The organism is Devosia sp. FKR38 (genome assembly GCF_005222805.1).
Classification (GTDB): Bacteria; Pseudomonadota; Alphaproteobacteria; order Rhizobiales; family Devosiaceae; genus Devosia.
Genome location: NZ_STGC01000005.1, coordinates 1,211,814 through 1,230,123, shown reverse-complemented (window position 1 = coordinate 1,230,123; position 18,310 = coordinate 1,211,814). Strand labels below are relative to the sequence as shown.

Below are 18,310 nucleotides of genomic sequence, written 5' to 3'. Positions count from 1 at the left end.
TCCCATGCGCGCCTCCCATACCTTTTTCGCCCTTGCCCTCGCTGCGCTGTCGAGCACAGCCGCCTTTGCCGAAACTGCCTATCCGCTGACCCTCGATAATTGCGGGGTGTCGGTCAGTTTTGCCGCCGCGCCCAAGCGCGTGGTGACCATCAAGTCCTCGACCACCGAAATGCTGCTGGCCCTGGGCCTGGCCGACCGCATCGTCGGCGTCGGCTTCCAGGACGATCCGGCACCCGAGCCCTGGACCGCGACCGCTGCGGCTCTGCCCGTACTGGCCGACAAGGTGCCCTCGCAGGAAGTGGTGCTCGAGGCCGAGCCGGACCTGGTCTATGGCGGCTGGGAGAGCAATTTTGCCGCCGATGGCGCCGGCGAACGCCAGAGCCTGCTCGATCTCGGCGTTGCCAGCTATGTGGCGCCGGCCGCCTGCCGTTCGATCAAGCCGGCCAAGCTCACCTTTGATGGCGTTTTTGCCGAGATCGCCGAAATCGGCACCATCTTTGACGCCAGCGCTGCGGCCGAGGCCCTGATTGCCGAGCAGCGCACGGCCCTGGCCGGCGTCACCGCCGATACGCGTGGCCTCACTGCGGTCTGGTATTCCTCGGGCACCAAGGCGCCCTATGTCGGCGCCGGCAGCAATGCCCCGGCCATGATCATGGAAGCACTCGGCCTCACCAATATCTTCGCCGATGTCGATGAAGGCTGGTTCGCCAGCAGCTGGGAAGCCATTGTCGATGCCAATCCCGATGTGATCGTGCTGGTCGATGCCGCCTGGAACTCGGCCGCGCAGAAGAAGAAGCTGCTGGCCGAGAACCCGGTCACCAGCAAGCTTGATGCCGTGGTCAACCAGCGCTATCTCGTCCTGCCCTTCCCGGCCTCGGAAGCCGGCGTGCGCAATGTGCCCGCCACCATCGACATGGCGGCCCAGTTGGCCGCGCTGACCGTCACGCCGTGAGCCTGAACCAGGGTCCACAACGCGCGCTGAATGGCGCCTTGTGGGCGCTGCTGGCCCTGAGCCTGGTGTTGGCGGTGACCCTTGGTCCCGCCGACATCGCTGCCACCGAAGTGTGGCAGACCATTGCCCATCATCTGGGCCTGCCCGGCGAGGTGCCGGTGACCCGGCTGCGCGACGCCATCATCTGGGATCTGCGCCTGCCGCGCGTGCTGGTGGCCGCCGGCATTGGCGCTGGCCTGGCGCTGTGCGGCGCCATTATGCAGGCGCTGACCCGCAACCCTCTTGCCGATCCCTATTTGCTCGGCCTTTCCTCCGGCGCTGCCTTGGGCGCGGTTGTCTTTCTGCTGATCGGCGCGTCTTTGCTGATGCCGGTGGGCGCCTTTGCGGGCGCTGGGGCTGCCATGGCGCTGACGCTGCTGATCACCAAACTGCTCGGCGGCGCCACGCCGTCGCGGGCGATCCTTTCGGGCATTGCCATTTCCGCGCTGATGTCGGCCGCGACCTCCTTTCTCATCTTCTGGTCAGCAACCGGGGATTCCTATCGCGAGATCCTGAGCTGGCTGATGGGCTCGCTCAGCGGCTCGGGCTGGGCCGATGCCGGCGTGGTGCTGGCGGCTGTTCTGGTGCTCGGCGTGCCCATGCTGTTTGCCGGCCGGGCGCTCGATGCCTTTGCCTTTGGCGATGCGGCGGCCGCCACGCTGGGCGTCGATGTGGTGCGCCTGCGCTGGCTGCTGCTCGGCGCCACGGCGTTGCTCACGGGATCGCTGGTCGCCGTGGGCGGGGCCATCGGCTTTGTCGGGCTCATCGTGCCGCATGTGGTGCGCCTGGCCACCGGCTCGCGCCACCGCGTCATGCTGCCCGTGGCCATGCTGGTGGGCGCCAGCTTCATGGTGTGGACCGATACCGCGGCGCGGAGCCTCTTTGCCCCGCGCGAGCTGCCGGTCGGCATCATCACGGCGCTGCTGGGCGCGCCGATCTTCTTGCTCGTTCTCCTGCGCTATCGGCGGGTCACATGAGCGCGGGCCTCGTCTTCTCCGGTGTCTCGGTGCGCGCCGGTGCGGCTGTGCTGCTCGACGGCGTCAATTGCCGCGCCGAAGCTGGGCGGCTGACCGGGCTGATCGGTCCCAATGGCGCCGGCAAGTCGAGCCTGCTCAAGGCCGCTCTGGCACTTGTGCCGCTCGAGCGTGGCGCTATCCACTTCAACGGCGCCGACCTCCCGACCATGCCGCGGCGGGCGCGGGCGCAGCTCTCGGCCCTGGTGGAGCAGAGCGGTTTGGCGGAGGTGCATCTCAGTGCCCGTGAGGTGGTGCAGCTTGGCCGCATCCCCTTCCAGTCCGTCTGGCAGTCGGCCCCCTCCCCCGAGGATGACGCGGCGGTCGATGCGGCGCTGGCCGCCGTCGGCATGGCGCCCCTGGCGGCGCGCGCCTATCAAAGCCTCTCCGGTGGCGAACAGCAGCGGCTGCATGTGGCGCGCGCTCTTGCGCAGCAGCCACAGCTTCTCTTGCTCGACGAGCCCACCAATCACCTCGATATCCACGCGCAATTTGCCATTCTGGAGCTGCTGCGGCAGCGCGCCCGCGCCGGCGCCACCGTGCTGCTGGCCATTCACGATCTCAATCTGGCGGCCAGCTTTTGTGACGCGCTGATCGTGCTGGCTGGTGGCCGCATGGTGGCCCAGGGGGCGCCCGAAGCGGTGCTGACCCCGGCCCTGTTGCGCGCGGTCTATGGTGTCAGCGCCAGCGTGCTGCGCCATCCAGCCAGCGGGCGCCCGCTCATTGCCTATGACGGTCCGGTGGCGCCCGGAAACGATTGAGCAAAGGCGATTGACAATGGCGCCGGGCGCGACCAAAAATTTGATCGACTGGTCAAATTTGCTGCGGCACGGGGAGACGGAACGCATCATGGAATTCGGCATCACCTTCAAGGGCTTTATCGAAGCGGATCGCGCCCGCTATCTGGTGCGCGCGGCGGAATATGCGGGCTTCAGCTATTGCTGGTTCTATGACTCCCACATCCTGTGGCGCGACTGCTACGCGGCCATTGCCATGTGCATGGAGCACACCAAGGACATGCGCTTTGGTCCACTGGTCACCAATCCGGATGTACGCGACTGGTCGGTGGCGGCCTCGCTCTTCGGCTCGCTCGCCAAGCAGAGCGGCGGCCGCTTTGATCTCGCCGTCGGTCGTGGCGACAGCTCGCGTCGCGTGATGGGCAAGAAGCCGGCGACGCTGGCCCGGGTGGCCGAGTTCATCCACAAGACCCGCGCCATGGTGCGCGGCGAGGAAGTCACCTATGGCGAGATCGACGAGCCGGTGAAGTTCCCCTGGGCCGTTGGCCATGACATGCCCAGCTGGATTGCCGCCTATGGTCCGCTGGCGCTCAAGACCGCTGGCGAACATGCCGACGGCGTGGTGCTGCAGCTGGCCGATCCGGGCCTGTGCAAATGGTTCACCGACCAGTGCATAGACGCCGGCAAGGCCGCCGGCCGCGACATGAGCAACTATCGCTCCATGGCCGCCGCACCCGCCTATTTCGGCGACAAGGCCCGCGCTATCGAGGCAACCAAGTGGTTTCCGGCCATGGTGGGCAATCATGTGGCTGATATCGTTGAGAAATACGGCGCCGACAGCGACAAGGTGCCGGCCAGCCTGACCAGTTATATCGAGAAACGCCGCGGTTACGATTACTCCAAGCACGGCCAGGCCGATAACCCGTTCCTCGACTTCATCACCCCCGATGTGGTGGAGAATTTCTGCGTGCTGGGCGAACCGGACGAGCACATCGCCAAGATGCACGCCCTCAAGGCGGCCGGCATCACCCAGTTCAACATCTATCTCGACAGCGGCGACGAAGAAGAAATCATCGCCGGCTACGGCCGCCACGTCATCCCGGCGTTCCGGTAAGTCTGAGGTTCGGGGACGGTGAGGTCCGAAGCGCCCTGCCGTCCCCCCTCACAGCCCCCCTTGATGGGGCTTCGAGCCGTCCCGTAGGGCAAATCGCGCCAGCGGCGCGATTTGAGGTGAGAAGGCCATGAGGGCTATGCCCGAATGGCCGGCTAGGAGGGGGTGACAGGGAGCCCCTGGCCTCTCGGCTCCTGCCCTGTTCGTCTCAAAGAAGTCGCTGAACTTACCTGTTCAGGATCATCCCGGTCACCACATCGATCTGCATGCCATCAAACGCCGGCGTCACATGCGCCGGCGTTTGTGCGTCGAGCGTGGCATAGTCGAGGTCGATGTGCATGTCGGTGAGCACGGCCAGGCGTGGCGGGAAGCGGGTGATCCAGTCCAGCGTTTCGGCCAGGCTCAGATGGCTCGGATGCGGCGTCTGGCGCAGCGCGTCGATGATCCAGACGTCGAGCCCGTCGATGTCGGCAAAGGACTCCGGCGGAAAGGCCGAGAGGTCGCAGCAATAGGCCAGCCCGCCGATGCGGAAGCCCAGCGAGTCGATATTGCCATGCTCCTGGCGGAAGGCTGAAATCGCCAGCGTGCCGCCGGGTCCGTCGATCTCGAGCTGTGCGCCAGGCGCGACTTCATGGGCGGTCAGGATGGGCGGATAGTCGCTGCCCTCGGGCGATTCAAAGCAATAGCCGAAGGCCTCGCGCAGGCGGTGTCCGCATGCCGGGGTGAAATAGACGTCGACGCGCTTGCGGTTGTGCAGCGCCAGCACGCGCAGATCATCAATGCCGTGGGTGTGGTCGGCGTGCTCATGGGTATAGAGCACCGCATCGACGCGATCGACGCCGACGTCCAGCAGCTGTTCGCGCAGGTCGCAGCCGGTGTCGATCAGCACGCGGGTGGGTTCTGCCGCGCCATCGGTCCAGCCCTCGATCAGCAGCGAGCAGCGGCGGCGGCGGTTGCGCGGCTCATGCGGGTCGCAGGCGCCCCAGTCATTGCCGATGCGCGGCACCCCGCCCGAGGAGCCGCAGCCCAGGATGGTGGCGATGATGCGCTGCGCCGCGGGCATGGCTCAGGCCAGCCCGGTCTTGGAGAACAGGCGAGCGAAGTTGCCCGTGGTCTCGCGGCCCAACTGCTCAAGGCTGATGCCGCGCACTTCGGCGAGTTTTTCGGCGGTGTGGCGCACGAAGGCCGGCTCATTGGAGGCGCCGCGATGCGGGATCGGCGCCAGATAGGGCGCATCGGTTTCCACCAGATAGCGGTCAGCCGGCACGAATTTGGCGACCTCGCGGATTTCCTCGGCATTCTTGAAGGTGATGATTCCGGAGAACGAGATATAGCCACCCAGTTCGAGCGCGGTGCGGGCCAGCTCGACGCCCGCCGTGAAGCAATGCAGCAGGAAGGGGAAAGCCCCCTGCCCCATCTCCTCGCGCAGGATGGCGGCCATGTCGTCATCGCATTTGCGGCTGTGGATAACCAGTGGAAGACCGGTGATGCGCGCGGCCGCGATATGGCGGCGGAGACCCGTGGCCTGCGCCTCGCGCGGGGCATTGTCGTAGAAATAGTCCAGCCCCGCCTCGCCGATGGCAACGCAGCGTGGATGGGCACTTAGGCGGACAAGGTCATCCGTGGTGATATGCAATTCGGCATCGGCATGATGGGGATGGGTCCCCACCGAACACCAGACATTGGGATAGCGCTCGGCAATGGCGGCGTATGTGGAAAACTTATCCACATGTGTGGATATCGTCACCATGCCCGAGACACCGGCCGCTGCGGCGCGCGCCAGCACGCCGTCGAGATCGTTGGCCATGGCCTCGAAATCGAGGTGGCAGTGGCTGTCGATCAGCATGGCTATTCGGCCTTGCGTTCGAGGCGGGCAAACACCCCCTGCGGCACGGGCAGATCGGTGCCCGGCACCAGGCGATTGGCCTCTGCCGCATCGCTCAGCCCGCGCTGATCGGCCGGCACCGCCAGCTGGTCGAGCAGGCGTGCGGCGGAAGCCGGCACAAAGGCCTGCATCGGGATGGTCAGGCGCCGCACAGTATCGGCCGTCACATAGAGGACGGTGGCCATGCGCTCGGGATCGGTTTTCTTGAGCGCCCAGGGTTCCTGGCCGGCGAAATAGTTGTTGGCCGAGCTCAGCGCGGCGATGATGGCGCCGGTGGCTTCATGCACCAGCTGCTCGTCCATGGCCTTCTGCGCAGTCGCCAGCGCCGCGTCGACTTCAGCGATCATGGCCTGGTCTGCCTCGCTCAGTGCGCCGGGCTGGGGCACCTTGGCGTCGCAGTTTTTGTTGATCATCGACAGCGAGCGCTGCGCCAGATTGCCCAGATTGTTGGCCAGGTCCGCATTGACGCGCAGCACCAGCTTGTCATGGCCATAGTCGCCGTCATTGCCGAAGGAGACTTCACGCAGGAAGAAGTAGCGCGCCGCGTCGGTGCCGAACTCCTCGATCAGCGCGAAGGGGTCGATGACATTGCCCAGCGACTTGCTCATCTTCTGGCCGTCCACGGTCAGAAAGCCATGCGCAAACACGCGATGCTGCACGGCGATGCCGGCGCTCATCAGGAAGGCGGGCCAATAGACGGTGTGGAAGCGGATGATGTCCTTGCCGATGACATGCAGATCCGCCGGCCAGAACTTCTTGAACAGCGGATTGTCGGTGTCGGGATAGCCCACGCCGGTGATGTAATTGGTCAGGGCATCGACCCAGACATACATCACATGGCCCGGTGCGTCCGGCACGGGAATGCCCCAGTCAAAGGTGGTGCGGGAGACCGAGAGGTCCTTGAGCCCACTCTTGACGAAGGAAATGATCTCATTGCGCCGCTCCTTGGGCGCGATGAAGTCGGGATTGGCCTCGTAGAGGTCCAAGAGCTTCTGCTGATAGGCCGAGAGGCGAAAGAAGTAGGTGGGCTCTTCCACCCAATTGACCTCGGCGCCGGTGGGGGCAAATTTCTTGCCGTCCTTCTCGGTCAGCTCTTCCTCGTCGAAATAGGCCTCGTCGCGCACCGAATACCAGCCCTTGTAGGTGGACTGGAAAATGTCGCCATTGTTGTTGGCGGCCATCTTCTTCCAGATGGCCTGCACGGAGTCGTAATGGCGCGGCTCGGTGGTGCGGATGAAGTCATCATTGGAGATGTCGAGCACCTCGGCCAGCCGGCGGAACTCGGCCGAATTGGCATCGGCCAATTCGCGTGGGGTCACGCCCTGGGCGGCGGCGGTCTGCACCATCTTGATGCCGTGCTCGTCGGTGCCGGTGAGGAAATAGACCTCGCGGCCTTCCAGCCGCTTCCAGCGCGCGATCGCGTCGGTCGCAATCATCTCATAGGCATGCCCGATATGGGGCGCGCCATTGGGATAGGAGATTGCTGTGGTGACGTAAAAGGGCTTGGCGGTCATGAGAACTCAGCGGAAACGGAGGCGGTCGACGATACATGCTTCCTGATCGCGTCGAAGATGGCGACCAGCGTCTGTTTCATATCCAGATTGATGCTGTCGGCGTCGGCGAGCAGGGCATGGGCCTTGTCCCATAGCTCATTGGCAGAGGCAAGACGCATCCTGGCGCCGGGCTGCATGGCGGCGTTGCGCGCCTCATCGGCAATCCAGTCGTCGAGCATTTCGCGGGCAAAGGACAGCTCCGGGCTCTGGCTGTCGTTGCCCAGCGCCTCGGCCAGTTGCAGCGACACCGCCGGCGGATGCGCCGTGGGATTGGTGAGCCAGGCCCGCAGCGCGCCCAGGGTGGACTCGGCCTCAAGCGCCAGCGTTTCAAAGGCCCGCCGCGGCCGACCCCCGGCAAGGCCAATGGCGCGGGTCAGCGCCTCGGCGCCCAGGGCCGCATCATGCTCAAGCAGAATGTCGCGCACAGCACTATCGGCAATCGGGCGGAGCGCCAGATTGTGGCAGCGCGACTTGATGGTGGGCAGCAGCTGGCCCGGGCGGTGCGACACCAGAAGGAACGTGGTGTCGGCCGGCGGCTCTTCGAGCGTCTTGAGCAGCGCATTGGCGGCCGAGGGATTGCAGTCATCAATGCTGTCGATGATGGCGACGCGGTGCCCGGCCCGGCCACGGGTGTGGTGCAGGCTGTCGCGCAGGTCGCGCACATCCTCGACGCGGATGACGGTGTAATAGCCCTTGGCGTCCTTGAGGCGGCGGCGCAGCAGAAAGACATTAGGGTGAGAGAGCGCGGCGACCTGCTGATGCACGCGGTGCGCGTCCTCGTCGCCAGTGGCGGTCAGGATGGCGGCGGCCAGCTCGAAGGCAAAGGTGGCCTTGCCGATGCCCTGCGGCCCATGCAGCAGGATGGCGCCCGGCAGGCGGTGCCCGGTGATCTGGGCGGTGATGGCGGTGCGTGCCGCGTCATGGCCATACGCGTGCTGCCGCTGTTCGGGCGGCAGCACGCCGGCCAGGGCATTGGGGTCGCTCACCGCCCCGGTCCGCCCAGCAGTTCGGGAAAGCGCTGGCTGACAACGTCCCAGATGGCCGCTTCCAGCGCCTCGGGCGACTGGTCGGCCGAGAGCACCACGCAGCGGTCGGGATTATCGCGGGCAATGGCCAGGAAGCCTTCGCGCAGGCGGATGTGCCAGTCGAGCTCTTCCTTCTCGAAGCGGTCGCCGGTCTGGGCCAGGCCATCCTCGATGGCCCGGTCCGCCACGCGCTTGAAGGCCTGTTCGGGGTCCATGTCGAGCACCAGCGTCAGGTCCGGCGTATGGCCGTTGAGCGCCAGTTCCTCGAGCGCGGCGATCAGTCTGGGCGCCACGCCGCCGGTCAGGCCCTGGTAGGCGCGGGTCGAGTCATGAAAGCGGTCCGACAGCACCCAGGTGCCATTGGCCAGGTTCGGCGCAATCAGCTGGGTCACATGGTCGAGCCGGGCCGCGGCGAACAGCACGGCTTCGCCTCCTGCCCCCCAGCTTTCCGAACGGCCCTGCAGGATGAAGGAGCGGATGGCTTCGGCCTTGGGCGTACCGCCGGGTTCGCGCGTGCGCACCACTTCAACGGCATGGCGCTGCAGGTTCTGCTGCAGGCGTTTGACCTGGGTGGATTTGCCGACGCCTTCGCCACCCTCAAAGGTGATGAAGCGGGCCTGTCTGGCGGAAAGCGTATCGAGCATGACGTGCCTTGTACCCGAGTCTCAGAGCCAGCCGAAAGCCAGTTGCTTGAGCGCATCTGTTGCCTTGCGCACGATGTCGCCTTCAGCCACGTCGCTGGCGGCATAGAGCGGCGCTGTCTGCACCAGCTGGTCGTCGCACATCACGCGCAGCTCGGCAATCTTGGTGCCTGCCACAACCGGCGGCATCAGCGGGGCCATATAGGTCACCTCAGCATTAAGGCATTTGCGCGAGCCGCGCGGAATGTAGAGCGCGATGGGCCCGTCGCCGACCAGGCCCACGCTATCGGTCAACCCGCCATAGACCTTGGCATAGGCGACGACCGCGCCCTGGGCATAGGCCTCAAAGCGTTCAAAGGCGCGGGCGCCCCAGGTGATCAGCTTGCGGCCTTCTTCGGCGCGCTGCGCCATGGAGGTGAGGCCGTGCACCACCCCGACCAGGCGGCGGCCGCCTTCGGCCGTGGAGATCACCGAGCCGTAACCGGAGGCTTCCGTATGCCCGGTCTTGAGGCCATCCACGCCGATGCCCATTTCGACCAGAGAATTGCGGTTGGGCTGCTTGATGCCGTTCCACTCCATCTCGGGCTCGGAGAAATAGTGGTAATATTCGGGGAAGTCGCGGATCAGATAGCGCGCCAGATTGGCCAGGTCGCGGGCCGTGACATGCATGTCCGGGTCCGGCAGACCAGTGGGATTGGAGAAGTGCGATGCGGTCAGGCCGATGGTACCGGCCAGCTCGTTCATCATATTGGCAAAGCTGCCTTCGCTGCCGGCAATGCCTTCGGCCAGAACGATCGCCGCATCATTGCCCGACTGGATGATCACCGAGCGGATCAGGTCATTGACCGGGATCTTGGAGTTGAGGTCCGCAAACATGGTCGAGCCGCCCGAACTGGCACCACCGGTACGCCAGGCATGTTCGGAGACAAACAGCTCGTCGGTGAGTTTGACCCGTCCTGCGCGCACCTCGTTGAAGACCACGGCAATGGTCATCAGCTTGGCCATGCTGGCCGGTTCCATGGGGAGATCGGCGTCTTTCTGGAAGATCACCGTGCCAGTCTCGGCATCCATCAGGATGGCGAATTTGGCGGCTGTTTCAAAGCTCACCTGGGCCCAGGCGGGGGCGACCAGCACAAGCAGCGCGACCAGAATGTAACCGAGCCGTTTCACGTTCAGCCTTCCCCCGGGGGACCGGCGGGCTGCCGGCAGTCCTGTCTAATAGAGCGTTATGTCGTTCAGGCCAAGTTGCCGTGCAAGGTCGAGGGCATCGGTCTTGGCGACGCCGGCCTTGAGATGGGTCAGTGTCAGCCGGGTCGCTGCGCGGCCATTGACGGTCACCTGATCCTCGTCGACAGCGCCCAGGATGGCGAATTGTTCGGCCAGAGCGATGGCATTGCTCTGGTCGGTGAAGACGCCCAGGCCCAGCTTGATGGTGCGGGAATCTGCGTCCATCGACTTGGCCCAGTCCTGCAGCGCCGGATTGCGGGTCGCCATGGCGGTGACGGCAGCATGGGCGGTGCCGATATTGGCATCCTGCGCCTCAGGCGTCGTGTCGGCATAGGAGAACAGGCCACCGAAGAAGTTGCCGGCCATATCGGCCAGGCTATTGGTGGTGTCGGCCTGGGCCACGCGGGTAGTGCTACTGCCGTAATTGGCCGGGCCGGAATAGCTGGCCACCAGCATGCGGGTGTCGTCGCCTTCAAGCGGGGCGCGGCCGACATATTGCGCCGTGATCTGGGCATGGCCGCTGTTCACATAGCCCAGCATTTCGGCGGCGCGATGGCTGAGGTCCATGATGCGGCCCGGCATATAGGGGCCACGGTCATTGACGCGCACGATGATGGAGCGGCCGTTTTCCTGATTGGTCACGCGCACATAGCTGGGCAGCGGCAGCGTAGGATGGGCGCCCGTAATGGCATTGGCCGAAAAGATCTCGCCATTGGCGGTGCGGCGACCATGGAAATCCGAGCCATACCAGGAGGCTTCGCCCGAGGCGGTATAGTTGGGGTTCTCCTGGGGCACATAGACCTTGCCGCGCACGGTATAGGGCTTGCCGACCTGATAGCGGCCGCCGCCCTTGGGCGGATTGGGATTGGAGGTGACGCGCGGGGAAACCCCGACGCCGTATTCGGACGACGAAAAGGCCGAGCGTTTGACCGTGGCGCCCAATCCGCCGATGCCGCAGGCGGCAAGGCTGGGGGCGATCAACGCCACAAGGGCAATGAGGCGGACGGCATGGCGCCAGGGCGTCGTCATTGTTTGCAAACTCAGGGTACTCGAACTTGGGCCGGACTAAGGTGCGCGGGCGCCATCATAGCGCGCCCACAGGGCTTGGACGCGCAGAGAACAGTTTTCTGGTTTCAGCGAGGTTAAAGACAACAAAGCGTTAGCCGTTTGCGTGACATTTGAGTGACCCGGTGCACGAAGCATTGATCGCGCCATGGGGGCAGGCTTTCCTTGTATCAGGGTTGATATAAAGATATCTTTATGTCACATCCGACGTCCGAATGAACCGAGGTGAACGGCCATGAGCCAGACCGAACAGCAGCATGCCCTCCCCGACTGGACCGAGGTGCGCGCGGCGCTTGCAAAAGCCGCCAGCGAGCGCATCCTGATTCTGGACGGCGCCATGGGCACCATGCTGCAGCGGCGCAAGTTCACCGAGGAGAACTTCCGCGGCGAGCGCTTCAAGGACTGGACGCTTCCGCTGCAGGGCAACAATGACCTGCTGGTGCTGACCGAGCCGCAGGCCGTCGAAGACATCCACTTCGAATATTACATGGCCGGCGCCGATATCGTTGAGACCAACACCTTCTCGGCGACCTCGGTGGCCCAGGCCGACTATGCCTGCGAAGACGCGGTCTATGACATCAACTACCAGGGCGTTGTCGTGGCGCGGCGCGCGGCACTGCGCGCCCAGGCCATCGACGGGCGCCGGCGCTATGTCGCTGGCGCGCTGGGGCCGACCAACAAGACGTCGTCGATGTCGACCGATGTGAACAGTCCTGGTCATCGCGCCATCACCTTCGACCAGCTGGTGGTGGCCTATGGCGAGGCCATTCGTGGTCTGGTCGATGCCGGCGCGGACCTGCTGCTGTTTGAGACCATCACCGATACGCTCAACACCAAAGCCGGCATCTTTGCCGCGCAGCGGCTGTTCGAGGAGCGCGGCATCGACGTGCCGATCATGATTTCGGGCACTATTACCGATCTCTCCGGCCGTACGCTGTCCGGGCAGACGCCGCTGGCCTTCTGGTATTCGGTGCGCCATGCCAATCCGCTGACCATCGGGCTCAACTGCGCCCTGGGCGCTGACCTCATGCGCGCCCATATCGCCGAGCTGTCGAGCGGCGCCGATACCTTCATCTGCGCCTATCCCAATGCCGGTCTGCCCAATGAATTCGGCGGCTATGACGAAACGCCCGAGATGATGGCGTCCCAGCTCGAAGAGTTTGCGCGCGAGGGCCTGGTCAATATCGTGGGCGGCTGCTGCGGCTCGACGCCGGACCATATCCGCGCCATTGCCGAGGCGGTCAGCAAATATCCGCCGCGCGTTGTGCCCGAGATCGAGCGCCGCCTGCGCCTGTCGGGTCTGGAACCCTTTGTGCTGACGGCGGAAATCCCCTTCGTCAACGTCGGCGAGCGCACCAATGTCACCGGCTCGGCCCGCTTCCGCAAGCTGATCACTGCCGGCGACTATACCGCCGCGCTTGATGTGGCGCGCGACCAAGTGGCCAATGGCGCGCAGATCATCGACATCAATATGGATGAGGGGCTGATCGACTCCAAGCAGGTGATGATCGACTATCTCAACCTCTTGGCGGCCGAGCCCGACATCGCCAAGGTGCCGCTGATGATCGACAGCTCCAAATGGGAGGTGATCGAGGCGGGCCTGAAATGCGTGCAGGGCAAGGCCCTGGTCAATTCGATCTCCATGAAGGAGGGCGAGGAATCCTTCCTCAAATATGCCCGGCTGGTGCGCGCCTATGGCGCGGCCGTGGTGGTGATGGCCTTTGACGAGCAGGGCCAGGCCGATAGCGAAGAGCGCAAGGTCGCGATCTGCACGCGCGCCTACAGACTGCTCACCGAGGTCGTGGGCTTCCCGCCCGAGGATATCGTGTTCGACCCCAATGTGTTCGCCGTTGCCACCGGCATCGAGGAACACAATGGCTATGGCGTGGCCTTCATCGAGGCCACCAAGACCATCACCGACACCCTGCCCCATGTGCATATCTCGGGCGGTATCAGCAACCTGAGCTTCTCGTTCCGCGGCAATGAGCCGGTGCGCGAAGCCATGCACGCTGTCTTTTTGTACTATGCCATCCAGAACGGCATGGACATGGGCATCGTCAATGCCGGCCAGCTGGCGGTCTATGAATCGATCGATCGCGAGCTGCGCGACGCCTGCGAGGACGTGATCCTCAACCGCCGCGCCGACGCCACCGAGCGCCTGCTCGACATTGCCGAGCGCTATCGCGGCAATGCCGGCAAGGAAGCGGCAGCCAAGGATCTGAGCTGGCGCGAAAAGTCCGTCGAGGACCGTATTGCCCATGCCCTGGTCAATGGCATCACCGAATATATCGACGCCGATACCGACGAGGCCCGGCAAAAGGCTGCACGGCCGCTGCATGTCATCGAGGGCCCGCTGATGGCCGGCATGGGCATCGTGGGTGACCTGTTTGGCTCGGGCAAGATGTTCCTGCCCCAGGTGGTCAAGTCCGCCCGCGTGATGAAGCAGGCCGTGGCCCTGCTGCTGCCCTATATGGAGGCCGAGAAGAACGCTGATGGCAATGCCACCGGCCGCCAGAGCGCCGGCAAGGTGCTGATGGCCACCGTCAAGGGCGACGTGCATGACATCGGCAAGAACATCGTCGGCGTCGTGCTGAGCTGCAACAATTACGAGATCATCGACCTGGGCGTCATGGTGCCCGCGGCCAAGATCCTGCAGGTGGCGCGCGACGAAAAGGTCGACATCATCGGCCTCTCCGGCCTCATCACGCCCTCGCTGGACGAAATGGTGCATGTGGCTGCCGAGATGGAGCGCGAGGGCTTTGACATCCCCCTGCTCATCGGCGGGGCGACGACCAGCCGCGTGCACACGGCAGTCAAGATCCATCCGCGCTACGAAAAGGGCCAGGCCGTGCATGTGCATGACGCCAGCCGTGCCGTGGGTGTGGTGGGCAATCTGCTGTCGGCGGACAGCAAGGTGAGCTTCATCGCCGATATCCGTGCCGAATATGCCAAGGCGGCCGCCGCCCATCAGCGCGCCGAGGAAGACAAGCAGCGCCTGCCGCTGGCCAAGGCGCGTGCCAATGCCTTCAAGGCCGACTGGTCGAGCTATGTCGCGCCCAAGCCGGCGTTCCTCGGCACCCGGGTGCTGGAGGATTTCGATCTGGCCGAACTGGCGACCTATTTCGACTGGACGCCCTTCTTCCAGACCTGGGAGCTCAAGGGCCGCTACCCCGCCATTCTCGAGGACGAGCGGCAGGGCGAGGCGGCGCGGCAGCTGTTTGCCGATGCCAAGCGCATGCTCGACCAGATCATCGCGGAGAAGTGGTTCAAGCCGCGCGCCGTGGTCGGTTTCTGGCCGGCCAATACCGTGGGCGATGACATCAGCCTCTATACCAATGAAGGCCGCGACGAGGAGCTGGCGCGCCTGTTCACCCTGCGCCAGCAGCTGAGCAAGCGCGACGGCAAGCCCAATATGGCGCTGAGCGATTTCGTCGCCCCGGCGGACTCCGGCAAGCCGGACTATCTGGGCGCCTTCGTGGTGACGGCGGGCCTTGAGGAAGTGGCCATTGCCGAGCGCTTCGAGAAGCAGAATGACGATTACTCGGCCATTCTGGTCAAGGCTTTGGCCGACCGCTATGCCGAGGCGATGGCCGAATATGTGCATGCCCGCGTGCGCCGCGAGTTCTGGGCCTATGCCCCGGACGAGGCGCTGAGCCCTGAGGAGCTGATCGGGGAAAGCTATCGCGGCATTCGCCCAGCGCCGGGCTATCCGGCCCAGCCCGACCACACCGAAAAGACCACGCTGTTCCGCCTGCTCGACGCGCAGAACACTGTGGGCGTCACCCTCACCGAGAGCTATGCCATGTGGCCGGGCTCCTCGGTCTCCGGCTTCTATTATGCCCATCCCGAGGCCTATTACTTTGGCGTGGCCAAGGTGGAGCGCGACCAGGTGCTCGACTATGCCGCGCGCAAGAATATGCCCTTGGCCGAGGTCGAACGCTGGCTCGGCCCGGTGCTGAACTACATCCCCGGCCCGGCCATCGCGGCGGCGGAGTAGGTACTGTCCTGTGGCTGGGGTGATCTCGATGTCCAAGGCTGAGCCCATTCCCGTGACCCTGGTCACCGAGCCCGGCCACATGCTGGCGCTCGATGGCGAAACGGCACTGCTGCGCCTCGCCGCCAATTCGGGCCATGGCCATGCCGATGGCAGCACCTGCGTTGCCTGCGCGACGCGCACCGATGTGCGGGCGCTGCTGTTCGACATGCTCGAAGAGGTCAAGCTGGGGCGCCGCCCGGCCTTCAGCAGAGTGATGGTCGATGCCAGCGCATTGCCCGACCCATCGGTCGTGGTGGCGGCGCTGACCGGCAAGCTGCCGGCCCTGGCGCTGCGCGATCATACCGTCGCCCGGCGCTTCTATCTGGCTGGTGCCGCCTGATATTGTGCCGCAGGCGGGGCGGCCTGGTGGCTCTCTGATCATAGGTGACAGGGCCAGTGCGCGTGCCTATCCTGCCGGCGCAACAGCAGAGGCTTCGCCATGTCCAAACCCGTCATCGCCCTGGCCCTGGGAAGCGGCGCCGCGCGCGGCTGGGCGCATATCGGGGTGATCGATGCCCTGGTCGAGGCCGGCATCAAGCCTGACATTGTCTGCGGCACCTCGATGGGTGCCCTGGTCGGCGCCGTCTATGCCAGCGGCCAGCTCGACAAGCTGCGCGACTGGGCCATCGGTGCCGACTGGCGCGTGGTGGCCTCCATGGTCGATGTGGGCCTCTTGGCCGGCGGGCTGGTCGATGGCGTGCGCATCGTCAACTGGCTGGGCGGTCTGGGCCTGTCGGAGACCATCGAGGACCTGCCCATCCCCTTTGGCGCGGTGGCGACCGATATTTCCAGCGGCCGCGAGATCTGGCTGCGCAATGGCCCGCTGACCCAGGCGATCCGCGCCTCCATCGGCATGCCGGGCGTGTTCAGCCCCGTCAAGCTCGATGGCCGCTGGCTCAGCGATGGCGGCCTGGTCAATCCGGTACCGGTGTCGCTGGCCCGCGCCATGGGCGCCGACTTCATCATCGCGGTCAATCTCAACGAGGATCTGCTGGGTCGCCGGCTGGTCGCCGAAGATGCCGCCGATGACGCCGCTGCAGCCGAGCCGGAACTGCCGCTGGCCGCGGCGGGTGGCCCAGCCAGCTTTATCGACATGGTGCGCGCCATTCCCGCCTCGGTGCAGGCGCGCATGGCGACGTTCAATTTCTTCGGGTCCACGCCCGCAACGCCTGGCTATTTCGACGTGCTGGCCAATGCCATCGACATCATGCAGGACCACATCACCCGCTCTCGCCTGGCGGGCGAACCGCCGCATGTGCTGGTGCTGCCGCGGGTGGTCGATATTGCCATCATGGATTTCCACCGCGCCGAAGATGCCATGGCCGAAGGCCGCGCTGCCGCCGAGCGGGTGATCCCGATCATCGAGGCCAAGCTGGCGCGGCGCGCCTAGCACTCGGCCCGGGAGGGACCTCAGAGCCCCGCAAACGCCACCAGCGGCGTATCGGCGCGCAGATAAAGCGGATGCTTGGGCGAGCCATCGGCATTGGTGCCAAAGCACCAGAGGTCAATGCCATCGGCCCGTAGCGCCGCCACCAGCTCCCGCCCGGCCGGCGCCAGCGCCTTGTTGAGCTTGCCATGGCAGAGGATCACCCGGTCGGCGCCTTGGGCGGCCGCACGGATCGCCGGCAGATTGTCCGGCGACACGGCAGCGACGCCCGGCGCCAGCAGCATCTTGGGATCGGTGGCGCGATAGTCGCCCACATTGGCCTTGACCATGGCCTCAAAGCCCTCGCGGCGTGTGAACGTCCACTCGCGTGCGCAGGTCGGGTCATTGACCATGGCATCGGCCGTGCTGGGGTTCATGCCGATGAACAACAGGTAACGCGACGGGAACGCGTCACCGATCCAGCGCCGCATCAGCCGGCGATAGCGGCCATCGGCGCTGAAGCTGGCGTCGCCCTTGACGCCCGGCATCAGCGCCAGGCGCACCTTGCCGCCCGGATCATGGGCATCGATGGTCATGCGGTGAGGTCGCTCGGCGGCACGAGACCATTGATCAGGCAGGCCGTGGTCACCGTATTGGCCAACAGGCAGGCAATGGTCATGGGCCCCACGCCACCTGGCACCGGCGTGATGGCACCGGCCACGTCCTTGGCCGAGGCGAACTCGACGTCACCCAAAAGGCGGGTCTTGCCGGGCCCACGCTCGGGCGCATCGATGCGGTTGATGCCGACGTCGATCACGGTGGCGCCCGGCTTGATCCAGTCGCCCTTGATCATTTCGGGTCGGCCGACAGCCGCGACCACGATATCGGCCTGGCGCACGATGGACGGCAGATCGACGGTGCGCGAATGGGCGACGGTCACCGTGCAATTGTCGCGCAGCAGCAATTGCATCATCGGCTTGCCGACCAGGTTGGAGCGCCCGATGATCACGGCATGCTTGCCGGCCAGCGTGCCGAGCTGGTCGCGCAGCAGCATCAGGCACCCCAGTGGCGTGCAGGACACCGGGCCCGGCAAGCCGATCTGCACCTTGCCCACATTGGCGGGCGTGAAGCAGTCGACATCCTTGGCCGGGTCGATGGCCTCGATGACCTTATTGGGGTCGATCTGCTTGGGCACCGGCATCTGCACCAGAATGCCGTGGATGGCCGGATCGGCGTTGAGCTTGTGCACCAGCGCCAGCACCTCGGCCTCGCTGGTGTCCTCGGGCAGCTCGTATTTCTCGGAATGCATGCCCACTTCCACGGTCTGCTTGGCCTTTTGCGCCACATAGACCTGGCTGCCCGGATCATGGCCGACGATGACCACCGCCAGGCCCGCCGTGATGCCGTGCTCGGCCTTGAGCCGGGCGACATGGTCGGCGATGCGGCCGCGCAGGCCCTCGGCAAAGCTCTTGCCGTCGATGATCGTGGCTGTGCTCGTGGCTGTCATGGGGGCGCCTCCAGTTTGGACCGATGCTGCCGCCAGCTCGGGCAAAGCCCTCAGCGGCGTTGCGGCATGCAATAGGAAATGTTGGCCGCCCCGTCCATGGGCTTGCGCCGGCAGAGACGGCTTTTCTCGTTCGGCAGCACTGGAAACGAAAGG

At 65.3% G+C, this 18,310-nt stretch carries 16 protein-coding genes; 7 read left to right on the top strand and 9 right to left on the bottom strand.

The annotated features are described in order from the left end of the window. The first annotated feature begins 4 nt into the window (after positions 1-4). The 4 genes from E8M79_RS10975 (at position 5) to E8M79_RS10960 (ending at position 3,855) form a co-directional block, all read left to right on the top strand. The gene (locus tag E8M79_RS10975) at positions 5-952 is read left to right on the top strand and encodes a putative F420-0 ABC transporter substrate-binding protein (protein ID WP_137151936.1); all 948 of its coding nucleotides are present in this window, start codon (positions 5-7) and stop codon (positions 950-952) included. After that, a complete protein-coding gene (locus E8M79_RS10970; protein WP_205747906.1) occupies positions 949-1,968 on the top strand; it encodes a putative F420-0 ABC transporter permease subunit in 1,020 nt (339 codons plus the stop codon). The genes E8M79_RS10975 and E8M79_RS10970 overlap by 4 nt, the downstream gene beginning before the upstream one ends. Further along, positions 1,965-2,765: an ATP-binding cassette domain-containing protein gene (locus E8M79_RS10965; RefSeq protein ID WP_137151935.1), complete on the top strand. Its 801-nt coding sequence runs from the start codon at positions 1,965-1,967 to the stop codon at positions 2,763-2,765. The genes E8M79_RS10970 and E8M79_RS10965 overlap by 4 nt, the downstream gene beginning before the upstream one ends. Positions 2,766-2,853: 88 nt before the next feature. Continuing rightward, positions 2,854-3,855 carry a TIGR03842 family LLM class F420-dependent oxidoreductase gene (locus E8M79_RS10960; protein ID WP_137151934.1) on the top strand — a complete coding sequence of 334 codons (1,002 nt, stop codon included), beginning with the start codon at positions 2,854-2,856 and terminating at the stop codon, positions 3,853-3,855. Between the two features lie 223 nt (positions 3,856-4,078). Here the strand turns inward: E8M79_RS10960 and E8M79_RS10955 are convergent, their stop codons facing one another. Genes E8M79_RS10955 through E8M79_RS18675 form a run of 7 tightly spaced genes read right to left on the bottom strand, consistent with a single transcriptional unit; the run spans position 4,079 to position 11,212 of the window. Then, positions 4,079-4,915 carry an MBL fold metallo-hydrolase gene (locus E8M79_RS10955; protein ID WP_137151933.1) on the bottom strand — a complete coding sequence of 279 codons (837 nt, stop codon included), beginning with the start codon at positions 4,913-4,915 and terminating at the stop codon, positions 4,079-4,081. Positions 4,916-4,918: 3 nt separating this feature from the next. Then, positions 4,919-5,698 carry a TatD family hydrolase gene (locus E8M79_RS10950; protein ID WP_137151932.1) on the bottom strand — a complete coding sequence of 260 codons (780 nt, stop codon included), beginning with the start codon at positions 5,696-5,698 and terminating at the stop codon, positions 4,919-4,921. A 2-nt stretch (positions 5,699-5,700) separates the two neighbouring features. After that, the gene (metG, locus tag E8M79_RS10945) at positions 5,701-7,251 is read right to left on the bottom strand and encodes a methionine--tRNA ligase (protein ID WP_137151931.1); all 1,551 of its coding nucleotides are present in this window, start codon (positions 7,249-7,251) and stop codon (positions 5,701-5,703) included. Beyond that, complete coding sequence (locus E8M79_RS10940; RefSeq protein ID WP_137151930.1) at positions 7,248-8,276, bottom strand: AAA family ATPase; 1,029 nt, start codon at positions 8,274-8,276, stop codon at positions 7,248-7,250. Before E8M79_RS10940 ends, metG begins: the two co-directional genes overlap by 4 nt. Continuing rightward, positions 8,273-8,959, bottom strand: coding sequence for a dTMP kinase (gene tmk / locus E8M79_RS10935; RefSeq protein WP_137151929.1), 687 nt, complete (start codon positions 8,957-8,959; stop codon positions 8,273-8,275). Before tmk ends, E8M79_RS10940 begins: the two co-directional genes overlap by 4 nt. A gap of 21 nt (positions 8,960-8,980) precedes the next feature. Continuing rightward, positions 8,981-10,126: a D-alanyl-D-alanine carboxypeptidase family protein gene (locus E8M79_RS10930; protein ID WP_248304973.1), complete on the bottom strand. Its 1,146-nt coding sequence runs from the start codon at positions 10,124-10,126 to the stop codon at positions 8,981-8,983. A 45-nt stretch (positions 10,127-10,171) separates the two neighbouring features. Further along, on the bottom strand, positions 10,172-11,212 hold the full coding sequence (locus E8M79_RS18675; protein WP_137151928.1) for a septal ring lytic transglycosylase RlpA family protein: 1,041 nt from the start codon (positions 11,210-11,212) through the stop codon (positions 10,172-10,174). 271 nt (positions 11,213-11,483) lie between these two features. Between E8M79_RS18675 and metH the strand changes: the two genes are divergently transcribed. The 3 genes from metH (at position 11,484) to E8M79_RS10910 (ending at position 16,674) form a co-directional block, all read left to right on the top strand. Further along, complete coding sequence (gene metH / locus E8M79_RS10920; RefSeq protein WP_137151927.1) at positions 11,484-15,245, top strand: methionine synthase; 3,762 nt, start codon at positions 11,484-11,486, stop codon at positions 15,243-15,245. Between the two features lie 28 nt (positions 15,246-15,273). Beyond that, complete coding sequence (locus E8M79_RS10915) at positions 15,274-15,624, top strand: hypothetical protein (protein WP_137151926.1); 351 nt, start codon at positions 15,274-15,276, stop codon at positions 15,622-15,624. Between the two features lie 99 nt (positions 15,625-15,723). After that, entirely contained in the window at positions 15,724-16,674 is a 951-nt protein-coding gene (locus tag E8M79_RS10910; RefSeq protein ID WP_137151925.1) for a patatin-like phospholipase family protein, read from the top strand. A gap of 20 nt (positions 16,675-16,694) precedes the next feature. On the opposite strand, the gene E8M79_RS10905 is transcribed toward E8M79_RS10910, so the two are convergent. Continuing rightward, the gene (locus E8M79_RS10905) at positions 16,695-17,246 is read right to left on the bottom strand and encodes a DUF1643 domain-containing protein (protein ID WP_137151924.1); all 552 of its coding nucleotides are present in this window, start codon (positions 17,244-17,246) and stop codon (positions 16,695-16,697) included. Continuing rightward, positions 17,243-18,157 carry a bifunctional methylenetetrahydrofolate dehydrogenase/methenyltetrahydrofolate cyclohydrolase gene (locus E8M79_RS10900; protein WP_137151923.1) on the bottom strand — a complete coding sequence of 305 codons (915 nt, stop codon included), beginning with the start codon at positions 18,155-18,157 and terminating at the stop codon, positions 17,243-17,245. Before E8M79_RS10900 ends, E8M79_RS10905 begins: the two co-directional genes overlap by 4 nt. Positions 18,158-18,310 lie beyond the last annotated feature (153 nt).

Coding starts and splice junctions, on each gene's coding strand:
- E8M79_RS10915 (WP_137151926.1), top strand. CDS start 15,274: ATGTCCAAGGCTGAGCCCATTCCCGTGACCCTGGTCACCGAGCCCGGC.
- tmk (WP_137151929.1), bottom strand. CDS start 8,959: ATGCTCGATACGCTTTCCGCCAGACAGGCCCGCTTCATCACCTTTGAG.
- E8M79_RS10905 (WP_137151924.1), bottom strand. CDS start 17,246: ATGACCATCGATGCCCATGATCCGGGCGGCAAGGTGCGCCTGGCGCTG.
- E8M79_RS18675 (WP_137151928.1), bottom strand. CDS start 11,212: ATGACGACGCCCTGGCGCCATGCCGTCCGCCTCATTGCCCTTGTGGCG.
- E8M79_RS10950 (WP_137151932.1), bottom strand. CDS start 5,698: ATGCTGATCGACAGCCACTGCCACCTCGATTTCGAGGCCATGGCCAAC.
- E8M79_RS10955 (WP_137151933.1), bottom strand. CDS start 4,915: ATGCCCGCGGCGCAGCGCATCATCGCCACCATCCTGGGCTGCGGCTCC.
- E8M79_RS10975 (WP_137151936.1), top strand. CDS start 5: ATGCGCGCCTCCCATACCTTTTTCGCCCTTGCCCTCGCTGCGCTGTCG.
- E8M79_RS10910 (WP_137151925.1), top strand. CDS start 15,724: ATGTCCAAACCCGTCATCGCCCTGGCCCTGGGAAGCGGCGCCGCGCGC.
- E8M79_RS10900 (WP_137151923.1), bottom strand. CDS start 18,157: ATGACAGCCACGAGCACAGCCACGATCATCGACGGCAAGAGCTTTGCC.
- E8M79_RS10960 (WP_137151934.1), top strand. CDS start 2,854: ATGGAATTCGGCATCACCTTCAAGGGCTTTATCGAAGCGGATCGCGCC.
- metG (WP_137151931.1), bottom strand. CDS start 7,251: ATGACCGCCAAGCCCTTTTACGTCACCACAGCAATCTCCTATCCCAAT.
- E8M79_RS10965 (WP_137151935.1), top strand. CDS start 1,965: ATGAGCGCGGGCCTCGTCTTCTCCGGTGTCTCGGTGCGCGCCGGTGCG.
- metH (WP_137151927.1), top strand. CDS start 11,484: ATGAGCCAGACCGAACAGCAGCATGCCCTCCCCGACTGGACCGAGGTG.